This is a genomic window from Treponema sp. (assembly GCF_045641405.1).
GTDB lineage: Bacteria > Spirochaetota > Spirochaetia > Treponematales > Treponemataceae > Treponema_D.
The window spans coordinates 1-16,283 of record NZ_JAZUGX010000028.1 but is presented as its reverse complement, the minus strand read 5'-3'; the positions used below and the strand labels follow the sequence as shown (position 1 = coordinate 16,283).

Annotated in this window: 17 protein-coding genes; 5 read left to right on the top strand and 12 right to left on the bottom strand. The window is 45.0% G+C overall.

The features are described from left to right. Positions 1-11: 11 nt before the first annotated feature. From ACKI39_RS04250 to ACKI39_RS04215, 8 genes are all read right to left on the bottom strand, one after another. Positions 12-755, bottom strand: coding sequence for a putative ABC transporter permease (locus ACKI39_RS04250; RefSeq protein ID WP_407397986.1), 744 nt, complete (start codon positions 753-755; stop codon positions 12-14). Then, a complete protein-coding gene (gene aat / locus ACKI39_RS04245) occupies positions 752-1,492 on the bottom strand; it encodes a leucyl/phenylalanyl-tRNA--protein transferase (RefSeq protein ID WP_407397984.1) in 741 nt (246 codons plus the stop codon). The genes ACKI39_RS04250 and aat overlap by 4 nt, the downstream gene beginning before the upstream one ends. Then, entirely contained in the window at positions 1,474-3,744 is a 2,271-nt protein-coding gene (locus tag ACKI39_RS04240; protein ID WP_407397982.1) for an AAA family ATPase, read from the bottom strand. The genes aat and ACKI39_RS04240 overlap by 19 nt, the downstream gene beginning before the upstream one ends. Further along, positions 3,744-4,052 carry an ATP-dependent Clp protease adaptor ClpS gene (locus tag ACKI39_RS04235; protein ID WP_407397980.1) on the bottom strand — a complete coding sequence of 103 codons (309 nt, stop codon included), beginning with the start codon at positions 4,050-4,052 and terminating at the stop codon, positions 3,744-3,746. The genes ACKI39_RS04240 and ACKI39_RS04235 overlap by 1 nt, the downstream gene beginning before the upstream one ends. Before the next feature lie 155 nt (positions 4,053-4,207). Continuing rightward, on the bottom strand, positions 4,208-5,035 hold the full coding sequence (locus ACKI39_RS04230; protein WP_407397978.1) for a phosphatidylserine decarboxylase: 828 nt from the start codon (positions 5,033-5,035) through the stop codon (positions 4,208-4,210). A gap of 18 nt (positions 5,036-5,053) precedes the next feature. After that, a complete protein-coding gene (locus tag ACKI39_RS04225; RefSeq protein WP_407397976.1) occupies positions 5,054-5,710 on the bottom strand; it encodes a CDP-alcohol phosphatidyltransferase family protein in 657 nt (218 codons plus the stop codon). A gap of 18 nt (positions 5,711-5,728) precedes the next feature. Beyond that, the gene (locus ACKI39_RS04220) at positions 5,729-6,337 is read right to left on the bottom strand and encodes a TVP38/TMEM64 family protein (RefSeq protein WP_407397974.1); all 609 of its coding nucleotides are present in this window, start codon (positions 6,335-6,337) and stop codon (positions 5,729-5,731) included. Between the two features lie 102 nt (positions 6,338-6,439). Continuing rightward, a complete protein-coding gene (locus tag ACKI39_RS04215) occupies positions 6,440-7,120 on the bottom strand; it encodes a YczE/YyaS/YitT family protein (protein ID WP_407397972.1) in 681 nt (226 codons plus the stop codon). 56 nt (positions 7,121-7,176) lie between these two features. On the opposite strand from ACKI39_RS04215, the gene ACKI39_RS04210 reads away from it, so the two are divergent. Further along, on the top strand, positions 7,177-9,537 hold the full coding sequence (locus tag ACKI39_RS04210) for an AAA family ATPase (RefSeq protein WP_407397970.1): 2,361 nt from the start codon (positions 7,177-7,179) through the stop codon (positions 9,535-9,537). Position 9,538: 1 nt separating this feature from the next. Beyond that, positions 9,539-10,135, top strand: a complete 597-nt coding sequence (locus ACKI39_RS04205; RefSeq protein WP_407397968.1) for a hypothetical protein — start codon at positions 9,539-9,541, stop codon at positions 10,133-10,135. Here ACKI39_RS04205 and ACKI39_RS04200 read toward each other — a convergent pair. Further along, on the bottom strand, positions 10,132-10,929 hold the full coding sequence (locus ACKI39_RS04200) for a DUF6675 family protein (protein WP_407397966.1): 798 nt from the start codon (positions 10,927-10,929) through the stop codon (positions 10,132-10,134). The two genes, ACKI39_RS04205 and ACKI39_RS04200, sit on opposite strands and share 4 nt — an antisense overlap. A gap of 96 nt (positions 10,930-11,025) precedes the next feature. Here ACKI39_RS04200 and ACKI39_RS04195 point away from each other — a divergent pair, with 96 nt between their 5' ends. The 3 genes from ACKI39_RS04195 to ACKI39_RS04185 all read left to right on the top strand — a co-directional run bounded on the left by ACKI39_RS04195 (position 11,026) and on the right by ACKI39_RS04185 (position 13,392). Continuing rightward, positions 11,026-12,162: a DUF362 domain-containing protein gene (locus tag ACKI39_RS04195; RefSeq protein WP_407397964.1), complete on the top strand. Its 1,137-nt coding sequence runs from the start codon at positions 11,026-11,028 to the stop codon at positions 12,160-12,162. Between the two features lie 193 nt (positions 12,163-12,355). Beyond that, complete coding sequence (locus ACKI39_RS04190) at positions 12,356-12,892, top strand: ferritin family protein (RefSeq protein WP_407397962.1); 537 nt, start codon at positions 12,356-12,358, stop codon at positions 12,890-12,892. Between the two features lie 77 nt (positions 12,893-12,969). Continuing rightward, a complete protein-coding gene (locus ACKI39_RS04185; RefSeq protein WP_407397960.1) occupies positions 12,970-13,392 on the top strand; it encodes a Fur family transcriptional regulator in 423 nt (140 codons plus the stop codon). A gap of 3 nt (positions 13,393-13,395) precedes the next feature. On the opposite strand, the gene ACKI39_RS04180 is transcribed toward ACKI39_RS04185, so the two are convergent. Genes ACKI39_RS04180 through ACKI39_RS04170 form a run of 3 tightly spaced genes read right to left on the bottom strand, consistent with a single transcriptional unit; the run spans position 13,396 to position 15,820 of the window. Then, the gene (locus tag ACKI39_RS04180) at positions 13,396-14,052 is read right to left on the bottom strand and encodes a PrsW family glutamic-type intramembrane protease (protein ID WP_407397958.1); all 657 of its coding nucleotides are present in this window, start codon (positions 14,050-14,052) and stop codon (positions 13,396-13,398) included. Positions 14,053-14,055: 3 nt separating this feature from the next. Then, on the bottom strand, positions 14,056-14,649 hold the full coding sequence (locus ACKI39_RS04175) for a TetR/AcrR family transcriptional regulator (protein ID WP_407397956.1): 594 nt from the start codon (positions 14,647-14,649) through the stop codon (positions 14,056-14,058). 16 nt (positions 14,650-14,665) lie between these two features. After that, complete coding sequence (locus ACKI39_RS04170; RefSeq protein WP_407397954.1) at positions 14,666-15,820, bottom strand: THUMP domain-containing class I SAM-dependent RNA methyltransferase; 1,155 nt, start codon at positions 15,818-15,820, stop codon at positions 14,666-14,668. Positions 15,821-16,283 lie beyond the last annotated feature (463 nt).

Here is a 16,283-nt window from a genome sequence, read left to right as displayed (position 1 = left end):
ATCATCCCACATCAATCGTGGGATGGTGTATCTTTTGCGGCAGGGCTTCTCTGGATGAAATCCTCAAACTGGTCAAACTTGTTCTCAAGGAATCCCTTTGAGTGAATCGACTGGCTGTTCATCCTGAGCTTTCCCTGCAGCTTCTGGAAATCCAGAGCCGCTTTCCTGTCAAGGGAACACGCCTGCTTCCTGAGCAAAGCACCAAGCCTTACGGCAAAGGCAAAATCCACCAGGAACAAACCAAAGACAGTACCAACAGTAAACGAAAACCATGGATGGTCAATAAACCACAGGACCATCATCTGGAATTTTGGAAACAGCAGGAAATAATAGATGGCACTCAGCACACCCCAGTACAGCGTGAACTTAGGACATACGATTCCCTGTATGTTGCCCCATTCCTTTGAATAATCCCAAAGCTTGATGTGCATTCCGTTGATAAAGATCTTTCCTGCAATGTATTCAACCAGGGTCATGAACAGAGCCATCACGAGAAACATGATCAAATAATAAACGGCACCTGAAGCACAGACTTTGACCACATACTGCTCGAACGAACTCAACACAAAGAGGACCATGGCTCCAAAGCCATAGATAGGAAGCCAGGGACCTGTAAGAAACCCAGGATTATACCAGACATGTTCCTTGTTCGCCTTCTTGAAACGACGGAAAAAGAATTCTATGAACCAACCGAGGATGCACCCAGAGAAAAAAATATATGCAAGTACAATGAATGTCCTGTAAATACTGATCATGCGCGGCCTCCTGTCACTTTGTCCGACTGTATTTCAAATTCTACCGCAAGATCTTTTTTTAGTGGAGTGTAAAGTGCCTTTTCCTCAATTTTTAAAAATGCGCTTCGGCTTATGTTCTTTGCTCCATAGCGTGCAATGTTGTCCGTATAGCTTTGACTGTCCACAATCATTCCACCGCACTCAATGAAGGCTCTCATGAAAATTATGAAGGCGCTTTTTGAACTGTCGGTCGCCTTTGTGAACATGCTTTCTCCACAGAAAACGCTGCCAATCAGAATACCGTAGAAGCCTCCCACCAGCTCACCATCCTTCCATGCTTCAAAGCTGTGGGCATAGCCTTCCTCGTGGAATTTTGTATATGCCTCAAGCATCATCGTGCCGATCCAGGTTCCATTTTGTCCTTCGCGGCTTTGCCTTGCACATTCCATCATTACCTGAGGAAACGCCTTGTCCATTGTATAAGTATACGGAGTATGCTTAAGGAATTTTACAGCGCTCTTTGGAACATGGAATTCCTGAGGCATAAGGACAAACCGTGGATCAGTGGAATGCCACACTACTGGTTCCCCATCATCCTCGCTGAACCAGGGAAACACTCCCTGCATGTATGCTGAATAGAGAAGCTGAAGATCAATGTCCTCAGTCACCGCACATATGGAATCCCCAAAATCCCTATAAATGGTTCCTGGTTCTGGGAATCTATATATCAGCGACGGGTCTATGAGATTACCTGGCATTTGATATCTCCGTCCTGAAGGACAACCTTTACCTTACCACCGTTAATCAGACTACCGAACAATAGTTCGTCAATCAATGGGGATGAAATTTTATCTTCGGCATAGCGCTGGATGTTTCTTGCGCCGAATTCCTCGCTCATGCCTTGTTCAGCGATGAAATCAAGGGCTTCAGGGACTATTTCAAGAACTACCTTCTTTGATTCAAGGCGCCTTCCAATGGCATCGACAGCCTTGCAGGCTATCCTTACCGCCATTTCTTTTCCAAGGCGCTCGAAATATACTATTCTGTCCAGCCTGTTGCGGAATTCAGGCGTAAAGGTCTTCTCAACAGCATCCTTCAGGACAAAACGGTCGTTAGTTAGTCTATCTACGGTTCCACCAAAGCCCACGGAATTCCTTCCCATGTCACGGGCCCCGCAGTTGCTTGTAAAGATAATGAGACAGTTCCTGAAGTCCGCCTTTCTTCCCTGACTGTCGGTAAGCATTCCATAATCAAGGACCTGAAGAAGGGTGTTGTAGATATCCTGATGGGCTTTTTCTATTTCATCAAAGAGAACCACCGCATGGCTTTCCTTTCTTACTGCCTCGGTCAAGACACCTCCATTTTCATATCCCACATAACCTGGTGCTGAACCTATAAGACGGCTGATGGAATATGCTTCCTGATATTCGCTCATGTCAAAACGAAGAAGCTTGATTCCAAGTTTTTCTGCAAGAACCTTTGCAAGCTCGGTCTTACCGACACCAGTAGGCCCAACGAAAAGAAAGCTTGCTTCTGGCTTTTCAATATTACGGAATCCTGCCCTTGCCTTCTTTACTGCAGAGCAAACCGAATCGACCGCTACATCCTGTCCAAAAATCTCTGCCTTGATCTTCTGGTCAAAGCCCCGCAGGTTTTCCTTTTCCTTGCCGCTAAGGTTTTCCAAAGGAACCTTTGCCGCCCTTGATACCACATGACGGATTTCATTTACCGTTACACGGCTTTTGCCATGAAGACGGGAATAGACACCGCTTTCATCTATGACATCTATGGCCTTGTCTGGAAGTCTTCTTTCACTGAAGAATCGGACGGAAAGATCCACGGCCTGTGCAAGACATTCAGGAGAATATTTGACATTATGGAATTCCTCATACTTAGGCAGAATGCCCTTGAGTATCTTGATGCACTCCTCACGGGTAGGCTCAAGGATATCTATTTTCTGAAATCTTCTTGCAAGCGCCCTGTCCTTCTCAAAGGTCTTTGTATATTCCTCAAAGGTTGTTGATCCGATGCAGCGTAGATTTCCCTTTGACAGCGCTGGCTTGAGTATGTTTGCCGCATCAAGGTTTCCGCTTGAATTGCTTCCAGCCCCTGCACCGATAAGCGTATGGATCTCGTCGATGAATAGAAAGGCCTTAGGTTTCTTCTGCAGTTCTTCGACAAGCTTCTTTATTCTCTTTTCAAAGTCTCCTCGGAATTTGGTTCCAGCGACAAGGGAACTCATCTCAACGGAGTAAATCTCGGCATCCATAAGATAGTCTGGGACATTCCCCTCTGCGATGCGTTGGGCAAGTCCTTCTGTTATTGAAGTTTTTCCAACGCCTGCATCTCCCACATGGAGGGGATTGTTTTTAGTACGGCGGCAAAGTATTTCAATGGTGCGTTCAATTTCATCATGACGCCCTACAAGCCTGTCCAGCTTGCCTTCCCTTGCCTGTTCAGTAAGATTCGTCGCAAATCTTGAAAGGGTATCATCCGTTTCCATTTCAATGGAAGCTGCGGCCTCCTCTGCGATCTGCTCAAAGTTCATTTTTGTCGGATCAAAGAGTTCTGGATGGTCATGCTCAAACTGCCTTGCCGCAACAAGGAATTCCATGTTGATGCCATGCTTTTTCATAAGGAACGAAGCATGCAGCCTTGTGTCCTGAACCATTGCAAAAAGATAATGGTAAAGAGAAACCACCTGGGCTTTTTCCTTTAAAGCAATAGCCTCAGCCTTGTCATAGACCTCGTCAAAGAGAACGCTATGTGGCGCTGCATCTCCGTCTCCATACTTTATCCTGTCCGTCGGATTGTATTCATCAAGGTATTCAAGTATGTCCCTCTCGAGAGATGGCAAATTTACATTTGGATTGATTGAAAAATGATAAATCACCGAGCTGTCCAGCATGCAGAAAAGGACAAGCTCAGGCGTTGCATATTCAAGGCCACGGTCAAGGACGATTTCCTCCGCCTGGTCCAGAAGTTTTCTAAGTTCGTCAGATAGTTCCATCAGTCTTCTTCCACCGTAATCTGTAAAGGAAATCCAGCAGCCCTTGCCTTGCTCTGTGCTGAACGTACTTTTGTAGCTGCAATGTCGTAAGGATAGATGCCTGCAATGCCTTTGCCCGACTTGTGGACTTCAAGCATGACGGCGCTGGCTTCTTCAAATGTCTTGTTGAAATCAACCATCAGAATTTCAACCACAAATTCCATGGTAGTATAGTCGTCGTTGAACAGGACAACCTTGTACTGGGGAGGAACGTCAAATTCCACCTCAACATCTGAGTCCGTCTGGTCTGAATATTTATTCTCTGGCATAGAATTACCGATCCTAATGATGCTTTCCCGCAATCGTGTGCCGAAAGTGTCCTGGTGCCCGATTACTAAGAGACAAGGCTTTCGCAAACCACCTTTCCTACGCTATCACGATTGCCCCCGCAATCGTGCGCCGAAAGTGTCCTGATGTCTGATTACTAAGAGACAAGGCTTTCGGCAATCCATTGACCTATTTTTACACGGTATTCCCCGTCCTTAAGGCCTTCTTCAATTTCAGGAAGAAGCTTTATCTTTCCTTTCTCAAACATAAGGGCAATCGTAGATCCATGCAAGTCAAAGTATCCTTTTTCTTCACCTTTCTTTACCGCACAGTTCTCATGGTGGTTGATAATTCCGCCAACGCTGAAGGCACCGATTTCAACGGAAGCAACATCACCGAAGTTTTCAGTATGGAGTATGTTCCAGCTGCGCCTGTTCAATGTAAAAACCTTGTATTTCTCAAGGGCAATAGGCTGAACGCAGTACAACTTTCCTTCTATGTAGTGATTGCTTTCTACGGTTGCATTGTCGCAGTAAATATAGCGGTGATAGTCGGTGGCACAAAGCCTGAACACAAGGCATTTGCCGCCTATGAATTTCTTCCCCGTTTCTTCGTTCTGGAAAAAATCAGTAAGCCCATAGTCCGCACCCTTGATGTGGAATGTGCTGTCTTCATTGATGTCGTATGCCGTCAAAAGGCTGTCGCAAGGGCTGATGAAATGTGAAGGCTCAGGATCAAAGGCAACCGATTCTTTTTTTCGTGTAAAGAAGTCGTTAAAAGACTTGAATTTTTTTCCTTTCCATTCATCCATGTTGATTCCGTTCTTCCTGATGAAAGGCTTGATTGCAGGAACCGAAAGTGGAGAGCGTAGAAAAAGTCCAAGAAGGGCAGGTGTCTTGATCGCAAGGATGAATTCAAGAAGCACTCTGCCTGGCTTTGTTCCGTAAAGGAAAAGAACGGATTTATCGTTTGGTTCTTTCTTCATATTGATTGAGTTCGATGGCTAGCAGCAGACAACAAGGGCTACAATTTCTGCAATGCCGACGCAGATAAGGACTATCTTGCCCAGCATGTTCGGTTTCACAAGCTTGAATGGACTTATGAAGGCGATTCCACATACAATAAGGATACCAGCACCCACATATTCACTGAAAGGTCTTCTTACGACGCTGCAGATGTCGTAGATTGCAGGAATGATGAGGGCGATCGAAGTAACTGGAAGTCCCTTGTAGACATGGCGTTCTTCTGTAGTAGTCTTCTGGCGTTCTGCCTCGTCAACATTGAAGAAAGCAAGGCGGATAAGGGCGCAGAGAAGATAACAGGCACAGATTGCAGTCACAATGTTATGTACCGGTGGAAGAGGGCCAAACTTAAGTCTTGAACCTTCGCGTCCAAGTTCATAGACGATCATTGCAGGAAGGACACCGTAGCAGATAAGGTCGCTCATGGAATCTATCTGGATTCCAAATCCCTTCTGAAAGTCGGTACGGTCCTTTTTTGTGGAAGCAACCTTGCCATCGAACATATCCAGGACACCCGACACCATGAGGCAAAGAAGGGCTGCCTTAAAGTTTCCGTCAAGAACGTAGCTGATGCCGACAAAGGAAACGATCATAGCCACATAAGTCATCCAAACTGTGTAATTGTAAACACCTAACATATTTATCCCCTAAATATACTACACGCTTTTGCCAAGGTAACCAAAAATGATGCTGTATGCAAGAATGGTCCATGGTTTTGAGGTCAAAAGTATAATCAGAAACTTCTTGTAGGACAGGTGAGTAAGGCCTGAAAAGTAACACAAAAAGTCATCTGGCGAAAAAGGAAATGTTATCGCCACCCAGAGGAATACCGAGTAGTTCTTCCTGTTCCTGTTAAGCCACTTTATACATTTGTTGTAATGCTTCTCCCCCATGAGAGAACTTACAAATGAAACCCCGAATTTGCGGGACAAGGTGAAAGCAAGCAAGGAGCCTGTGCAGATACCGATGTAGCTGCAGATGAATCCCTTCACCGTTCCAAACAAGGTCGCCCCAACAATGCATCCCAAAGCCCCTGGGATGACCGTGTAAACTACCTTGATGCACTGGAAGAAAGTGAGGATGAGAGGTCCGTATATTCCGTAGGAGGCAATGTATTCCTGAAGGTTTTCTTCAGATTTAAATCGTCCCTGAGAATACTCATAGACAAAGAATACTGTCATGGCGATGAAGCCGATGGCAAAGACCGCCGTAAGCCAAGTCTTTACTCTTTTGCCTGTAGAAACTGTTTTCTCATTCTCTTCCATAGTTTATTCAATCTTAACACATTTAAGAACAAATTTACAGATATATTTGAGATTTGGGGGAATCCTGGGAATTCCCCCTAAGGAATGCATTCGGAAGGTGTTTTACTGGTTCTGCTGGGCTGGTTTCTTGCCTTCGAGGAATGGACGGGCAACCTTTACCTGGAAGAAATCAACGAGAGGTCCCATGAAGAAGGCGGTGATGATGGTACCGATACCGACAACCGCCTGAATGCCGTCGATTTTCTTTGTTGCAAGAAGGAAAAGACCAACGCCTGCAACAACACAGATTACATCGGTAATGATTCTGATGAACTTGAACTGCCAGATGTGCCATGTGTTCGAAATGATGAGGGCAACAGCATCGTATGTTGAAACACCAAGATCCGCCGTTATATAGAAAGATGAGGCAAAGCAGATTACGCCGATACCGATCAAAAGGAAAATTGCACGGAGATAGAGGGCTGGGGCAGGGAAGAAATGCTGCAGTGTTTCAAGGGAGAACTGTGCCACATATCCCAAAAGGAAAAGATTGATGAAAGTTGCAAGACCAATGTAGTGGCGGTCAAAAATCAGGCTGAACAGAAGAAGGATTACATTCACTATCACATAGAGGGTTCCGAATTTGATTGGAATGAGGGCATCAAGTCCAGCCATGAGGGACTGGAAGGGATCCACTCCAAAGAAGGCATGCTTGAAGAAGCCTACAGCGATTCCACAGATAAGAACACCGATGGCGCTCATGAGACATCTTTTTATAAAGTGGTCTTTGTTGAAAACATTCATTTGAATTCTCCTGCTAAAAAATTTGACGAACTGAAATTAAGTCCTATATTGTTACCATGATTAGAACAAGAACTAGAAGAAACAGAGGTAACGGAAGTATGATGAAAAATTTTATATATTCAGTCAAGGATTTCAATGAATTAGAAAAGAAAGTTATTTCCCTTTGGTTCTACAGAATCTGCTGTGGAATAGACTATTTCCGTAACTATGAAGAATGCCAGATTCTTTACAATTCACTTGTCTCGGCCCTTAATCTGGAGGATCACTCAAGAAAGGTAATCAATGCCTTCATAGCACGCCATAAAAGGAACAAGTTCCTTACAGAAAGCATCGACTCAGATACTTTCATGCATCCCTTCGATCTTCGCGGACCTATTGACGACAACTACAGGGAAGACTCGACGATCTACGACACTTGCGGAGGATGGTCTACGGACACCCTGAAGGACATCAATCTTGTCCGTGCAGTCTTTGCCTCAAAGTCCGAACCATTTACGGACATCATCGCATCAACCTTCTTCTGCAAGCCCAATGAGGAAAAAAAGAACTTCACCATTCCTAAGACATTCAAGATTCCCCAGGAAATCCTTGATTCTTCCAGAAAGTGCGACACCGTCAAGTTCTTCATCGATTCCTTCAACCTTTCCGAAGAAGAAGGGCAGATACTCAACCTTTCCTACATCTCCCATGCAACAAGGGAAATCTATCCGATTTTCAACACCCTTGTGAATCAAAATGATGAAACTTCACCTTCCCTATATGCAAGGTGTCTTGATATTCCAGTCAGGTCGTGCAGGGGAATCCTAAGAAACGACAAAAAGCTGATTTCCTACGGAATCATGGACAGCGAGGGCAGCATTGCGCAGGATGCGGCCGATTGCATCTATGCAGGCGACCTCAATGTTTTCTTCTGCGATGTCCTTAAGAACGACACAAAAAAGGAAATCTACCCACTGGATTCCTTCTCTGTAAGCGAAGAGGAAAGCGAGCTTGCCATCCGCCTTCTACAGGGCTCCAACTCCTCCAACATCCTTCTCTACGGTGCACCTGGAGCAGGAAAGACAGAATACGCAAGAAGCCTCGTCAAGAAATCGGGGCTTAAGCCTTTGCTCTTCAAGAACGAGCTTGAGGTAAACGACAGCGACGACAACAACAGCAACCATGCCCTCAGCCGACTCAACTGCCTCCTTTCCCTTGAGAAGAAGGATTCGGTCATCATCGTAGATGAAGCTGAAAGCATGCTATCAACTGGAATGATTTCTTTCTTTAGCCTATTTGGCGGAAACCAGAGCAACGCAAAGAAGGGGACGGTCAACACCATGCTGGAAAACAGCAACAACAAGGTCATCTGGATCCTCAACTACACCAACATCCTCGATGAATCCACCTTGAGACGCTTTACATACTCCATCCGCTTCAAGGAAATGAGCCGCACCATGCTCAGGAACATTGTCGACACCAAGCTCGGAAAGATCACCATGAGCAGGGAGCTCCACGAAAACCTTGTCGATCTCTGCGGTAAATATCATGTCACTGGTGCATCCGTAGACAACATGGTCAAGACCGTCCAGGGAATGCATCTTGACCAGAACACCGAAGACCGCGTTGTAAGCGATGTCCAGAAGGTCCTCGAGGCAAATTCCACGCTCCTTTACGGAAAGAGCACGATGAGGGAAAAGGTCAAGGACTCCTACGACCTCGGCATACTCAACACATCGACCCCAGCGGAAGAAATTGTGGACATGGTAAAGAACGCCCAGGAATTCGCAGAGAAGAACGGTTCCGAAGAAACAGGCATCAGAATGCTCTTCTACGGATTGAGCGGTACAGGAAAAACGGAGCTTGCCCGATTCATCGCCCAGAAGCTCAACAAGAAAATCATCCTTAAGAGGACCAGCGACATCCTTGGGAAATACGTCGGCGAAAACGAAGAAAACATCAGGCGTGCCTTTGAACAGGCGGAGGCCAGCGGTGATGTCCTTCTCTTTGACGAGGCCGATTCATTCTTTGCAAACCGTGACAATGCGCACACAAGCTGGGAACGCACCATGGTAAACGAATTCCTTACCCAGATGGAAGAATTCAGCGGAATCCTTATCTGCACCACCAACCTTCGCAAGATCATGGATCCTGCAATGCAGAGAAGGTTCCACATCATCACCGAATTCAAGCCGTTGGATTTCAATGGAATAAAGACCCTTCTCAAAAAGTTCTTCAGGAACTATGACTTCAACGAGAAGCTTGTAAGCCGTCTTGCGGATTATACCACCGTTACGCCAGGTGACTTTGCCGCCCTGTCTGGCAAGATAAGATTCAAGAAATCGGACGATATTTCCAGCGAACTTATCATCGACGAGCTGTGCGAGATCCAGAGGGAAAAGCAGGGAGACAAAAAGGTGATAGGATTTGAGGTGTAGCATGGATTCCAGGAATTTCAATCTTACAAAAGCACCCGCCGTCCTTGAAACAGGTGAAAGGTTCCTGCAGTTCATCAACAACCAGCCGAGAAGAGCCTTGCTCAAAAAGCTCAAGGGTATTCGCGAATCCATCAATGCTGACAGCGACATTGATTTTCCTTCAGTCTCCATCGAGGTCAACGAAGAATTTGACAACGAATACAAGTTCAGATTATTCGGCACGGTCGTCTTTGAAGGAGAGATAGACGACTTTGAGGGTGACTGGGAAGATGGCTTTGTAGAATCAATCAGGGAAGTGATGGAAACGAACAGCGAATGCTTCAAGATCGGTTTCTTTGACGACAGGCTCCGTGAGCTTGAAAGGGAACAGACCAGGGAAGCCTACAATACCCTCTGGAACTACTACAGGCGCGTAAAGAAAGACGATAGACTTTCTTTCCACTGGCTCAAGAAGCTTTGCTACTTTAATGTGCCAAAGGATCTGAGACACCTCATACATCACTACAGCGCAGGCATAGGCTGCAGCGTTGACAACGTCCAGGCAAACAAGGTAAAGATGAGGATGAACGGAGATAAAAAGGATTACTACAATTTCTAGAACTGGATGAAGAACCAGCGGTAGATTGCATCAAGACGTTCATTCATCATTTTCTTTATGATTTTCCTGATGCTGAACATCTTGAGCACATTCTCATAGTTTGCATCCGCCGATATGTAGAAAAGGATGTCGTCTCCGCAATCAGTAACAAGTATGTTGATGCGGAGATTTTCTTTTTTGCATGCGTTGAATCCGAAAAGTCCAAGATTGTTTTCATTCGTGATGGAAAGATAAAGTTCATCCTCCTTCATCTCATAGCCCAGAAGAAACTTAAGGTTGCCTAGGAGACGGTCATGCTGATGGCAGAAAATTTTCATTCCATCACAGTTCCTTGAAATCATGTCAGGAATTTCATTTCCTTTTTCAATGGCATCGATGGTGCACACTTTTTTATAGAGAACGGTTCCTTCTGTGTTGGTCTCTGAAAACCTGTAGCGCATTCCGCTCATCCTTGAAAGGGCAGTAAAAATTTCCGAGATGTCTGCCATGGTTATTTCGCTGAAATTCTTTTTTCCAGATTCAATCAATTCCTGCTTTGAAACAAGGTATAGGAATTCCGCAGTATAAGGACTGTCCTTTTTTTCTATTCGACTTGAAAGCAGTTCATCCTTGAAAGCAGATTCAGGAACAAGGGAAAGCTTTTCATCATCCTCATCGTGAATTACTGAAACAACTTTCTCGGCAATCAATTCCTCAAGGAATTCTTCTGGAACTATTTTTTCCACTGGAACTGCATCAAGTACGGAACATAAAGAGAACATTACCATCACAAGCGAAAAAAATCTTTTTACCACAAAAAAATAATATCAAAAAATTATTGTTTGTCCCACATCCATCGACTTGTCCCAAAATTGAATTTGGTTCAGAATTGGATTAGAGGTAACTAGAAAATGACAGATAAATCACCAGTATATTTCACAAGCTTCAAGGCTACAGGAAGTGAAAATCTCTTAAAGAAACTTCATCGTCTCATAAAGACCGCAGGTTTTGAAAACATCGATTTCAACGAAAAGTATACGGCTATCAAGGTTCACTTTGGAGAACTTGGAAACCTTTCTTTTCTTCGCCCTAACTACGCAAAAGTTGTCGCCGACTATGTAAAGGAACTTGGCGGAAAACCATACCTTACGGACTGCAACACACTCTATGTAGGTTCAAGAAAAAATGCACTCGACCATCTTGAGACTGCATATCTCAACGGCTTTTCGCCATTGCAGACGGGATGCCATGTAATCATCGGTGACGGTCTCAAAGGAACGGATGAAACCATCGTCAATCTCGAAGGAACAAAATGCGAGTATGTAAAGGAAGCAAAGATCGGTCATGCAGTAATGGACGCTGACATTTTCATTTCTCTTTCCCATTTCAAGGGACATGAAATGGCTGGATTTGGAGGCGCCATCAAGAACATCGGAATGGGCTGCGGATCCCGTGCAGGCAAAATGGAACAGCACTGCGACGGAAAACCTCACGTTGACCAGAGCGGATGCATCGGATGTGGAGCCTGCTCAAGAATCTGTGCCCATGGAGCTCCAATCATCACGGACAAAAAGGCGGAGATCGACCAGGAAAAATGCGTTGGCTGCGGAAGATGCCTTGCTGTCTGTCCAAAGGATGTAATCAGCGCAAACTTCAGCAACTCCATCGCAATGCTCAACTACAAGATGGCGGAATATTCCCTTGCCGTCTGCAAGGACAGACCTTGCTTCCACATCTGCCTGATCTGCGACGTTTCTCCAAACTGCGACTGCCACAGCGAAAACGACATTCCTATCATCCCTGATGTGGGAATGCTTGCAAGCTTTGACCCAGTTGCACTGGACCAAGCATGTGCCGACCTATGCAACAAGATGCCTGCCATCGAAGGAAGCGTACTTCACGACAACGAAAAGGAAATGCACTGCCACCACGACGAAGCTCACGACGTATTCAAGATGAACCATCCTGACACTGAATGGGAAAGCTGCCTTGAACACGCGGAAAAAATCGGTCTTGGAGTCCGTGCCTACGACTTGAAGAAAATCTAGGACATCAAGCAATCCATAAATGGGGTTGCCCAATAAGTATTTGTACCAGGATCACTGAGTCCTTCTGCAGGCTCGGCAACCGTGTACTTACTTATTGGACAACCTTTTTTTATTAATTGACAGGACACATAAACTATAATATATTCAATATTGTAATCATTACATTTTTATATATTATTCGGAGGAACAACTTATGAAGAAATGGAGATGCAAGGTTTGTGGCTATGTCCACACAGGAGACAATGCTCCAGAAGTCTGCCCACAGTGCAAGGCAAAAAATCCCTGGCTGGAAGTAAAGGAAGAGGAAGGATTTGCCTGTGAACACGAAGTAGGTATTGCACAGGGACTTGATGCCGAAGTCGTACAGAGCCTCCGCGACAACTTCAACGGAGAATGCTCGGAGGTCGGCATGTACCTTGCAATGAGCCGCCAGGCAGAACGCGACGGATATCCTGAAGTCGCAGAAGCATACAAACGCTATGCATTTGAAGAAGCAGAGCACGCAGCAAAATTCGCAGAGCTTCTTGGTGAAGTTTTGACAAAGGATACAAAGAAGAACCTTCAGATGAGGGCCGATGCAGAAGCAGGTGCCTGTGAAGGAAAGCTTGCACTTGCAAAGCGCGCAAAGGAACTTGGATACGATGCCATCCACGATACAGTTCATGAAATGGCAAAAGACGAAGCCCGCCACGGCGCAGGTTTCAAAGGTCTGCTCAAAAGATATTTCTAAATCCATTCCCTCCCATTCTTTGCGGGGAATCAGTATGTTTCTGGTTCCCCTTCATTTTTATAAACAGGAAGAAAAAAATGATCACCCAGCTGACCAAACAGGAAATCGCAGATCGATTGGAATCAAAAAAAATAAGGCCGTCTTTACAGAGAATCGCAGTATATGATTATCTTTTGAAAAACCCTGTCCATCCGACGGCAGACAACATCTATACGGCTTTGGCTCCCTCGATTCCAACACTGTCAAAGACAACGGTCTACAATACACTCAAGCAGTTTGCCGAAGTGGAACTTGTCAACACCATTACCATCGAGGATGGGGAACTCCGTTTTGACGCAGACACAAGCAACCACATGCATTTTAAATGCTCACGATGCGGAAAGATTTTTGACATCTATGAAAAAATTGATCTTGATGAAGACATGCTCCCAAAAGGCTTCCAGCTCTTTAAGAGCCAGACAAACCTATGGGGAACCTGCAGGGACTGCGGCAACCGCTAGTCTTTACTGAAAGAGAATGAGCCCTTCTGGCACCAAGGCACGGTAGCGGATGCGGCATTCAACGAGGGCAACAAGAACAACCACAAGAGAAAACCAGAAAAAGAAGCTGTCCATCTTGAATCCCGCAAAATAGTTGTAGATCCCATGAAGAAGAACTGCAAGAACAAACGAAAGAACCTTTGTACTTTCATTCTTTATGCTGTAGACAAAAAGACCGGAAAGACCCGCACAGGTCGTATGGATGACAACTGCCGTGAGCATCCTCAATCCAATATTCTGTATTCCTGAAACAAGATATACCAACGACTCAAAGCATCCCAATGCAAGTCCGCTTAAAAGTGCGCAGGCAAAGAAAGATGAAAGATTATGCTTTTTTGAAAGAGTAAAAAGCAGCAGCATCTTTATGGTCTCTTCAACCACGCCGTTTATCAAAAGACTTTTTAAAAGCACCTGGGAAAGGGAATTGGCAGAAACCAGATGATAATAGTCAATCGTAAACTGGATGGCAGCTATCGGTACCACTGCAAATAGCCCAAGAAGGATCGAAAAAACGCCGCTCAGGAATTTGAATTCCTTGACGAGGATAAGCATGCAGGCAAAGACCGCAAGCAGAGGAAGAATGCAAATCAAAACTGAAGGAATGATTGGTCCTGTAAACATTTCCTATCCCCTGAACTGTTCAACAGTAAAATTGATGATGCTTCTCATCTGGTCTAGATTCGACTGGTTCAGGATTCCTAGGCGGAACATTCCTGATTCGATGAGGCTATAGAAAAGATCGTTCATGTCCTTTACCGAAACATTCTTGATCTCACCTTTTTTCTGGCCGCGGATGATGATGGTACTCATAAGATGAGTGATCCTTATCACGCGTTTTTTTATCCTTTCATTGATATCCACTCCGCCTTTCTCAAGCTGCATAAGGTACATCTGGAGGACCTTAAAGAACTTGCAGTTTGCTTCTGCTACATCAAAAATCTTGAAGAAAATTTTTTTAAGGCAATCAACGGAATGAAGTCCTGGTTCCTTGATGATTTCAAGAAGCTGACGTTCAAGATCACCTGTAAGCTGCTTTATGCTGAATGAAAAAATCTCACGCTTATTCTTAAAATAGATGTAGAGGGTAGTGCGTGTAATGCCACAGCGGTCTGCAATTTTCTGATAGGTAACATCCTCATAACCTTCAGCAATAAAAAGCTCAAGGGATTTCTCAAGGATTTCCTTCTTGCGTTTTTCATGTTCTACTACTATTGCCATTCTTTATGCTCCACCCTTAACGATAAATATACAATGTTGTATCCAGGTTTCCAGCCTTCAAGTTCTTGAGTGCCGCTGCCTTCTTGCAGATGCATTCCTGGAAATTTTTCTGGCTTGTGATTACGCCCATCTGCCAGTTTTCAAAGTCCACGAAGAGGGATTTCATTTCACCGTAAAGATCCTCTGCATCCGCCTGATCCAAAAGACGCTCACCGTATGGTGGGTTGCAAAGAAGGAGACCAGTTTCATAAGGAGCGCGGATATCCTTGTAGTCGCTCTGAATGAAGTCTGGACGTTCTATCCTCATGTCGCTTCCAATAAGCTGAAGTGCACGACCCGCCATGACACAGGCATGCTCTGCATTCAATCTTGACCGTTCAACAGCCGCAGGATCAATGTCGCTTCCAGTGATACGGCATTCAACATCAGTGCGGATTTTTGATGCTTCTTCCTTCTTGATTTCAAGGGCTCTCTGCTGATCATAGATGACAAGATTTTCGTAGGCAAAACGGCGGCCAAGCCCTGGTGCGATATTGTGGGCGTATAGGGCGGCTTCGATGGCAATGGTTCCACTGCCACAGAATGGATCATGCAAAGGAGTCTTTCTCCTCCACATCATTTCCTGTAGAAGAACCGCTGCTGTAGTTTCACGCAATGGTGCAATTCCACCGTCAGTTCTGTACCCACGCTTGTGAAGTGCTTCACCGCTTGTATCAAGGAGAATCGTAGCCATGTTCCTGTCAAGGTAAACACGGACATCAATGCTCTCGCCTGTCTCTGGCATTGATGCCATGTGCCACACATCACCAAGTTTTGTGTAGATCGACTTCAAGATCATTGACTGTATGCTGTGCTCGCTGTTGAGCTTGCTTCCATGAACGCGCACCTTGTCTACAACAACACGGGCTGTCTTCTTTAGATAGTCCTGCCAGTTGATCCTGTAGCAGCCCTCAAAGAGCTCATCAAAGTTGTATGCCTTATATTCGGCAAGCTGAAGATATACACGGTCACTTGTGCGAAGGCAGTAGTTCGCACGGTACATGGCATCAAGGTCACCGCTGAATGTAACGCGTCCTGGTGCCTGTCTGTCCATTAGAGAATAACCCAAGTGCTTGATTTCATTTCCAAGAATTTTTTCTGCGCCCACGGCACAAAGTGCAACGTATGTCATGCTTGCCTGCCTTTTTGATTTATTATGACATTTTATCAGTTTTTGTAATTTTGTTCAAATTGGACAAAACTGTTGATTTTATAAAAATGCTTTACAGGGGTCTGTCCCCTCTGTTTCTGCCAGCGAATCTTTTCGCGCCTACGGCGCTCACGGGGTGTTACACGGATTGGATTTTCCTACGGAAAATCTTGGGGGGGCTGGTGGCACTTTGGGAGCAAGGAGCTTCTGCAACTTTCGTCATGCGGATTGTTACACGATTCTTGATTGTCCAGAAATATACTTTTGGGCTGAGTTTTTTGTTTTTTCCATATGAAACCGTCATTTTTTATTTTTCTGCGGTTATATATATATGTAAACATCGAGAAAGGCGCTTCTCGAAATTCATATGACCGAGGTTAATAGTGAAAGAAAAACGACGGCAGAGGATCCTTGAGATAATCAGGAACCTGAGGCTGATGGACGA

Excerpts from the sequence above, each read along its gene's own strand:
- aat (WP_407397984.1), bottom strand. The coding sequence starts at position 1,492 with ATGCCAGGTAATCTCATAGACCCGTCGCTGATATATAGATTCCCAGAA.
- ACKI39_RS04230 (WP_407397978.1), bottom strand. The coding sequence starts at position 5,035 with ATGAAGAAAGAACCAAACGATAAATCCGTTCTTTTCCTTTACGGAACA.
- ACKI39_RS04220 (WP_407397974.1), bottom strand. The coding sequence starts at position 6,337 with ATGGAAGAGAATGAGAAAACAGTTTCTACAGGCAAAAGAGTAAAGACT.
- ACKI39_RS04215 (WP_407397972.1), bottom strand. The coding sequence starts at position 7,120 with ATGAATGTTTTCAACAAAGACCACTTTATAAAAAGATGTCTCATGAGC.
- ACKI39_RS04190 (WP_407397962.1), top strand. The coding sequence starts at position 12,356 with ATGAAGAAATGGAGATGCAAGGTTTGTGGCTATGTCCACACAGGAGAC.
- ACKI39_RS04175 (WP_407397956.1), bottom strand. The coding sequence starts at position 14,649 with ATGGCAATAGTAGTAGAACATGAAAAACGCAAGAAGGAAATCCTTGAG.
- ACKI39_RS04210 (WP_407397970.1), top strand. The coding sequence starts at position 7,177 with ATGATTAGAACAAGAACTAGAAGAAACAGAGGTAACGGAAGTATGATG.
- ACKI39_RS04195 (WP_407397964.1), top strand. The coding sequence starts at position 11,026 with ATGACAGATAAATCACCAGTATATTTCACAAGCTTCAAGGCTACAGGA.
- ACKI39_RS04170 (WP_407397954.1), bottom strand. The coding sequence starts at position 15,820 with ATGACATACGTTGCACTTTGTGCCGTGGGCGCAGAAAAAATTCTTGGA.
- ACKI39_RS04185 (WP_407397960.1), top strand. The coding sequence starts at position 12,970 with ATGATCACCCAGCTGACCAAACAGGAAATCGCAGATCGATTGGAATCA.
- ACKI39_RS04205 (WP_407397968.1), top strand. The coding sequence starts at position 9,539 with ATGGATTCCAGGAATTTCAATCTTACAAAAGCACCCGCCGTCCTTGAA.
- ACKI39_RS04225 (WP_407397976.1), bottom strand. The coding sequence starts at position 5,710 with ATGTTAGGTGTTTACAATTACACAGTTTGGATGACTTATGTGGCTATG.
- ACKI39_RS04250 (WP_407397986.1), bottom strand. The coding sequence starts at position 755 with ATGATCAGTATTTACAGGACATTCATTGTACTTGCATATATTTTTTTC.
- ACKI39_RS04240 (WP_407397982.1), bottom strand. The coding sequence starts at position 3,744 with ATGGAACTATCTGACGAACTTAGAAAACTTCTGGACCAGGCGGAGGAA.
- ACKI39_RS04180 (WP_407397958.1), bottom strand. The coding sequence starts at position 14,052 with ATGTTTACAGGACCAATCATTCCTTCAGTTTTGATTTGCATTCTTCCT.
- ACKI39_RS04235 (WP_407397980.1), bottom strand. The coding sequence starts at position 4,052 with ATGCCAGAGAATAAATATTCAGACCAGACGGACTCAGATGTTGAGGTG.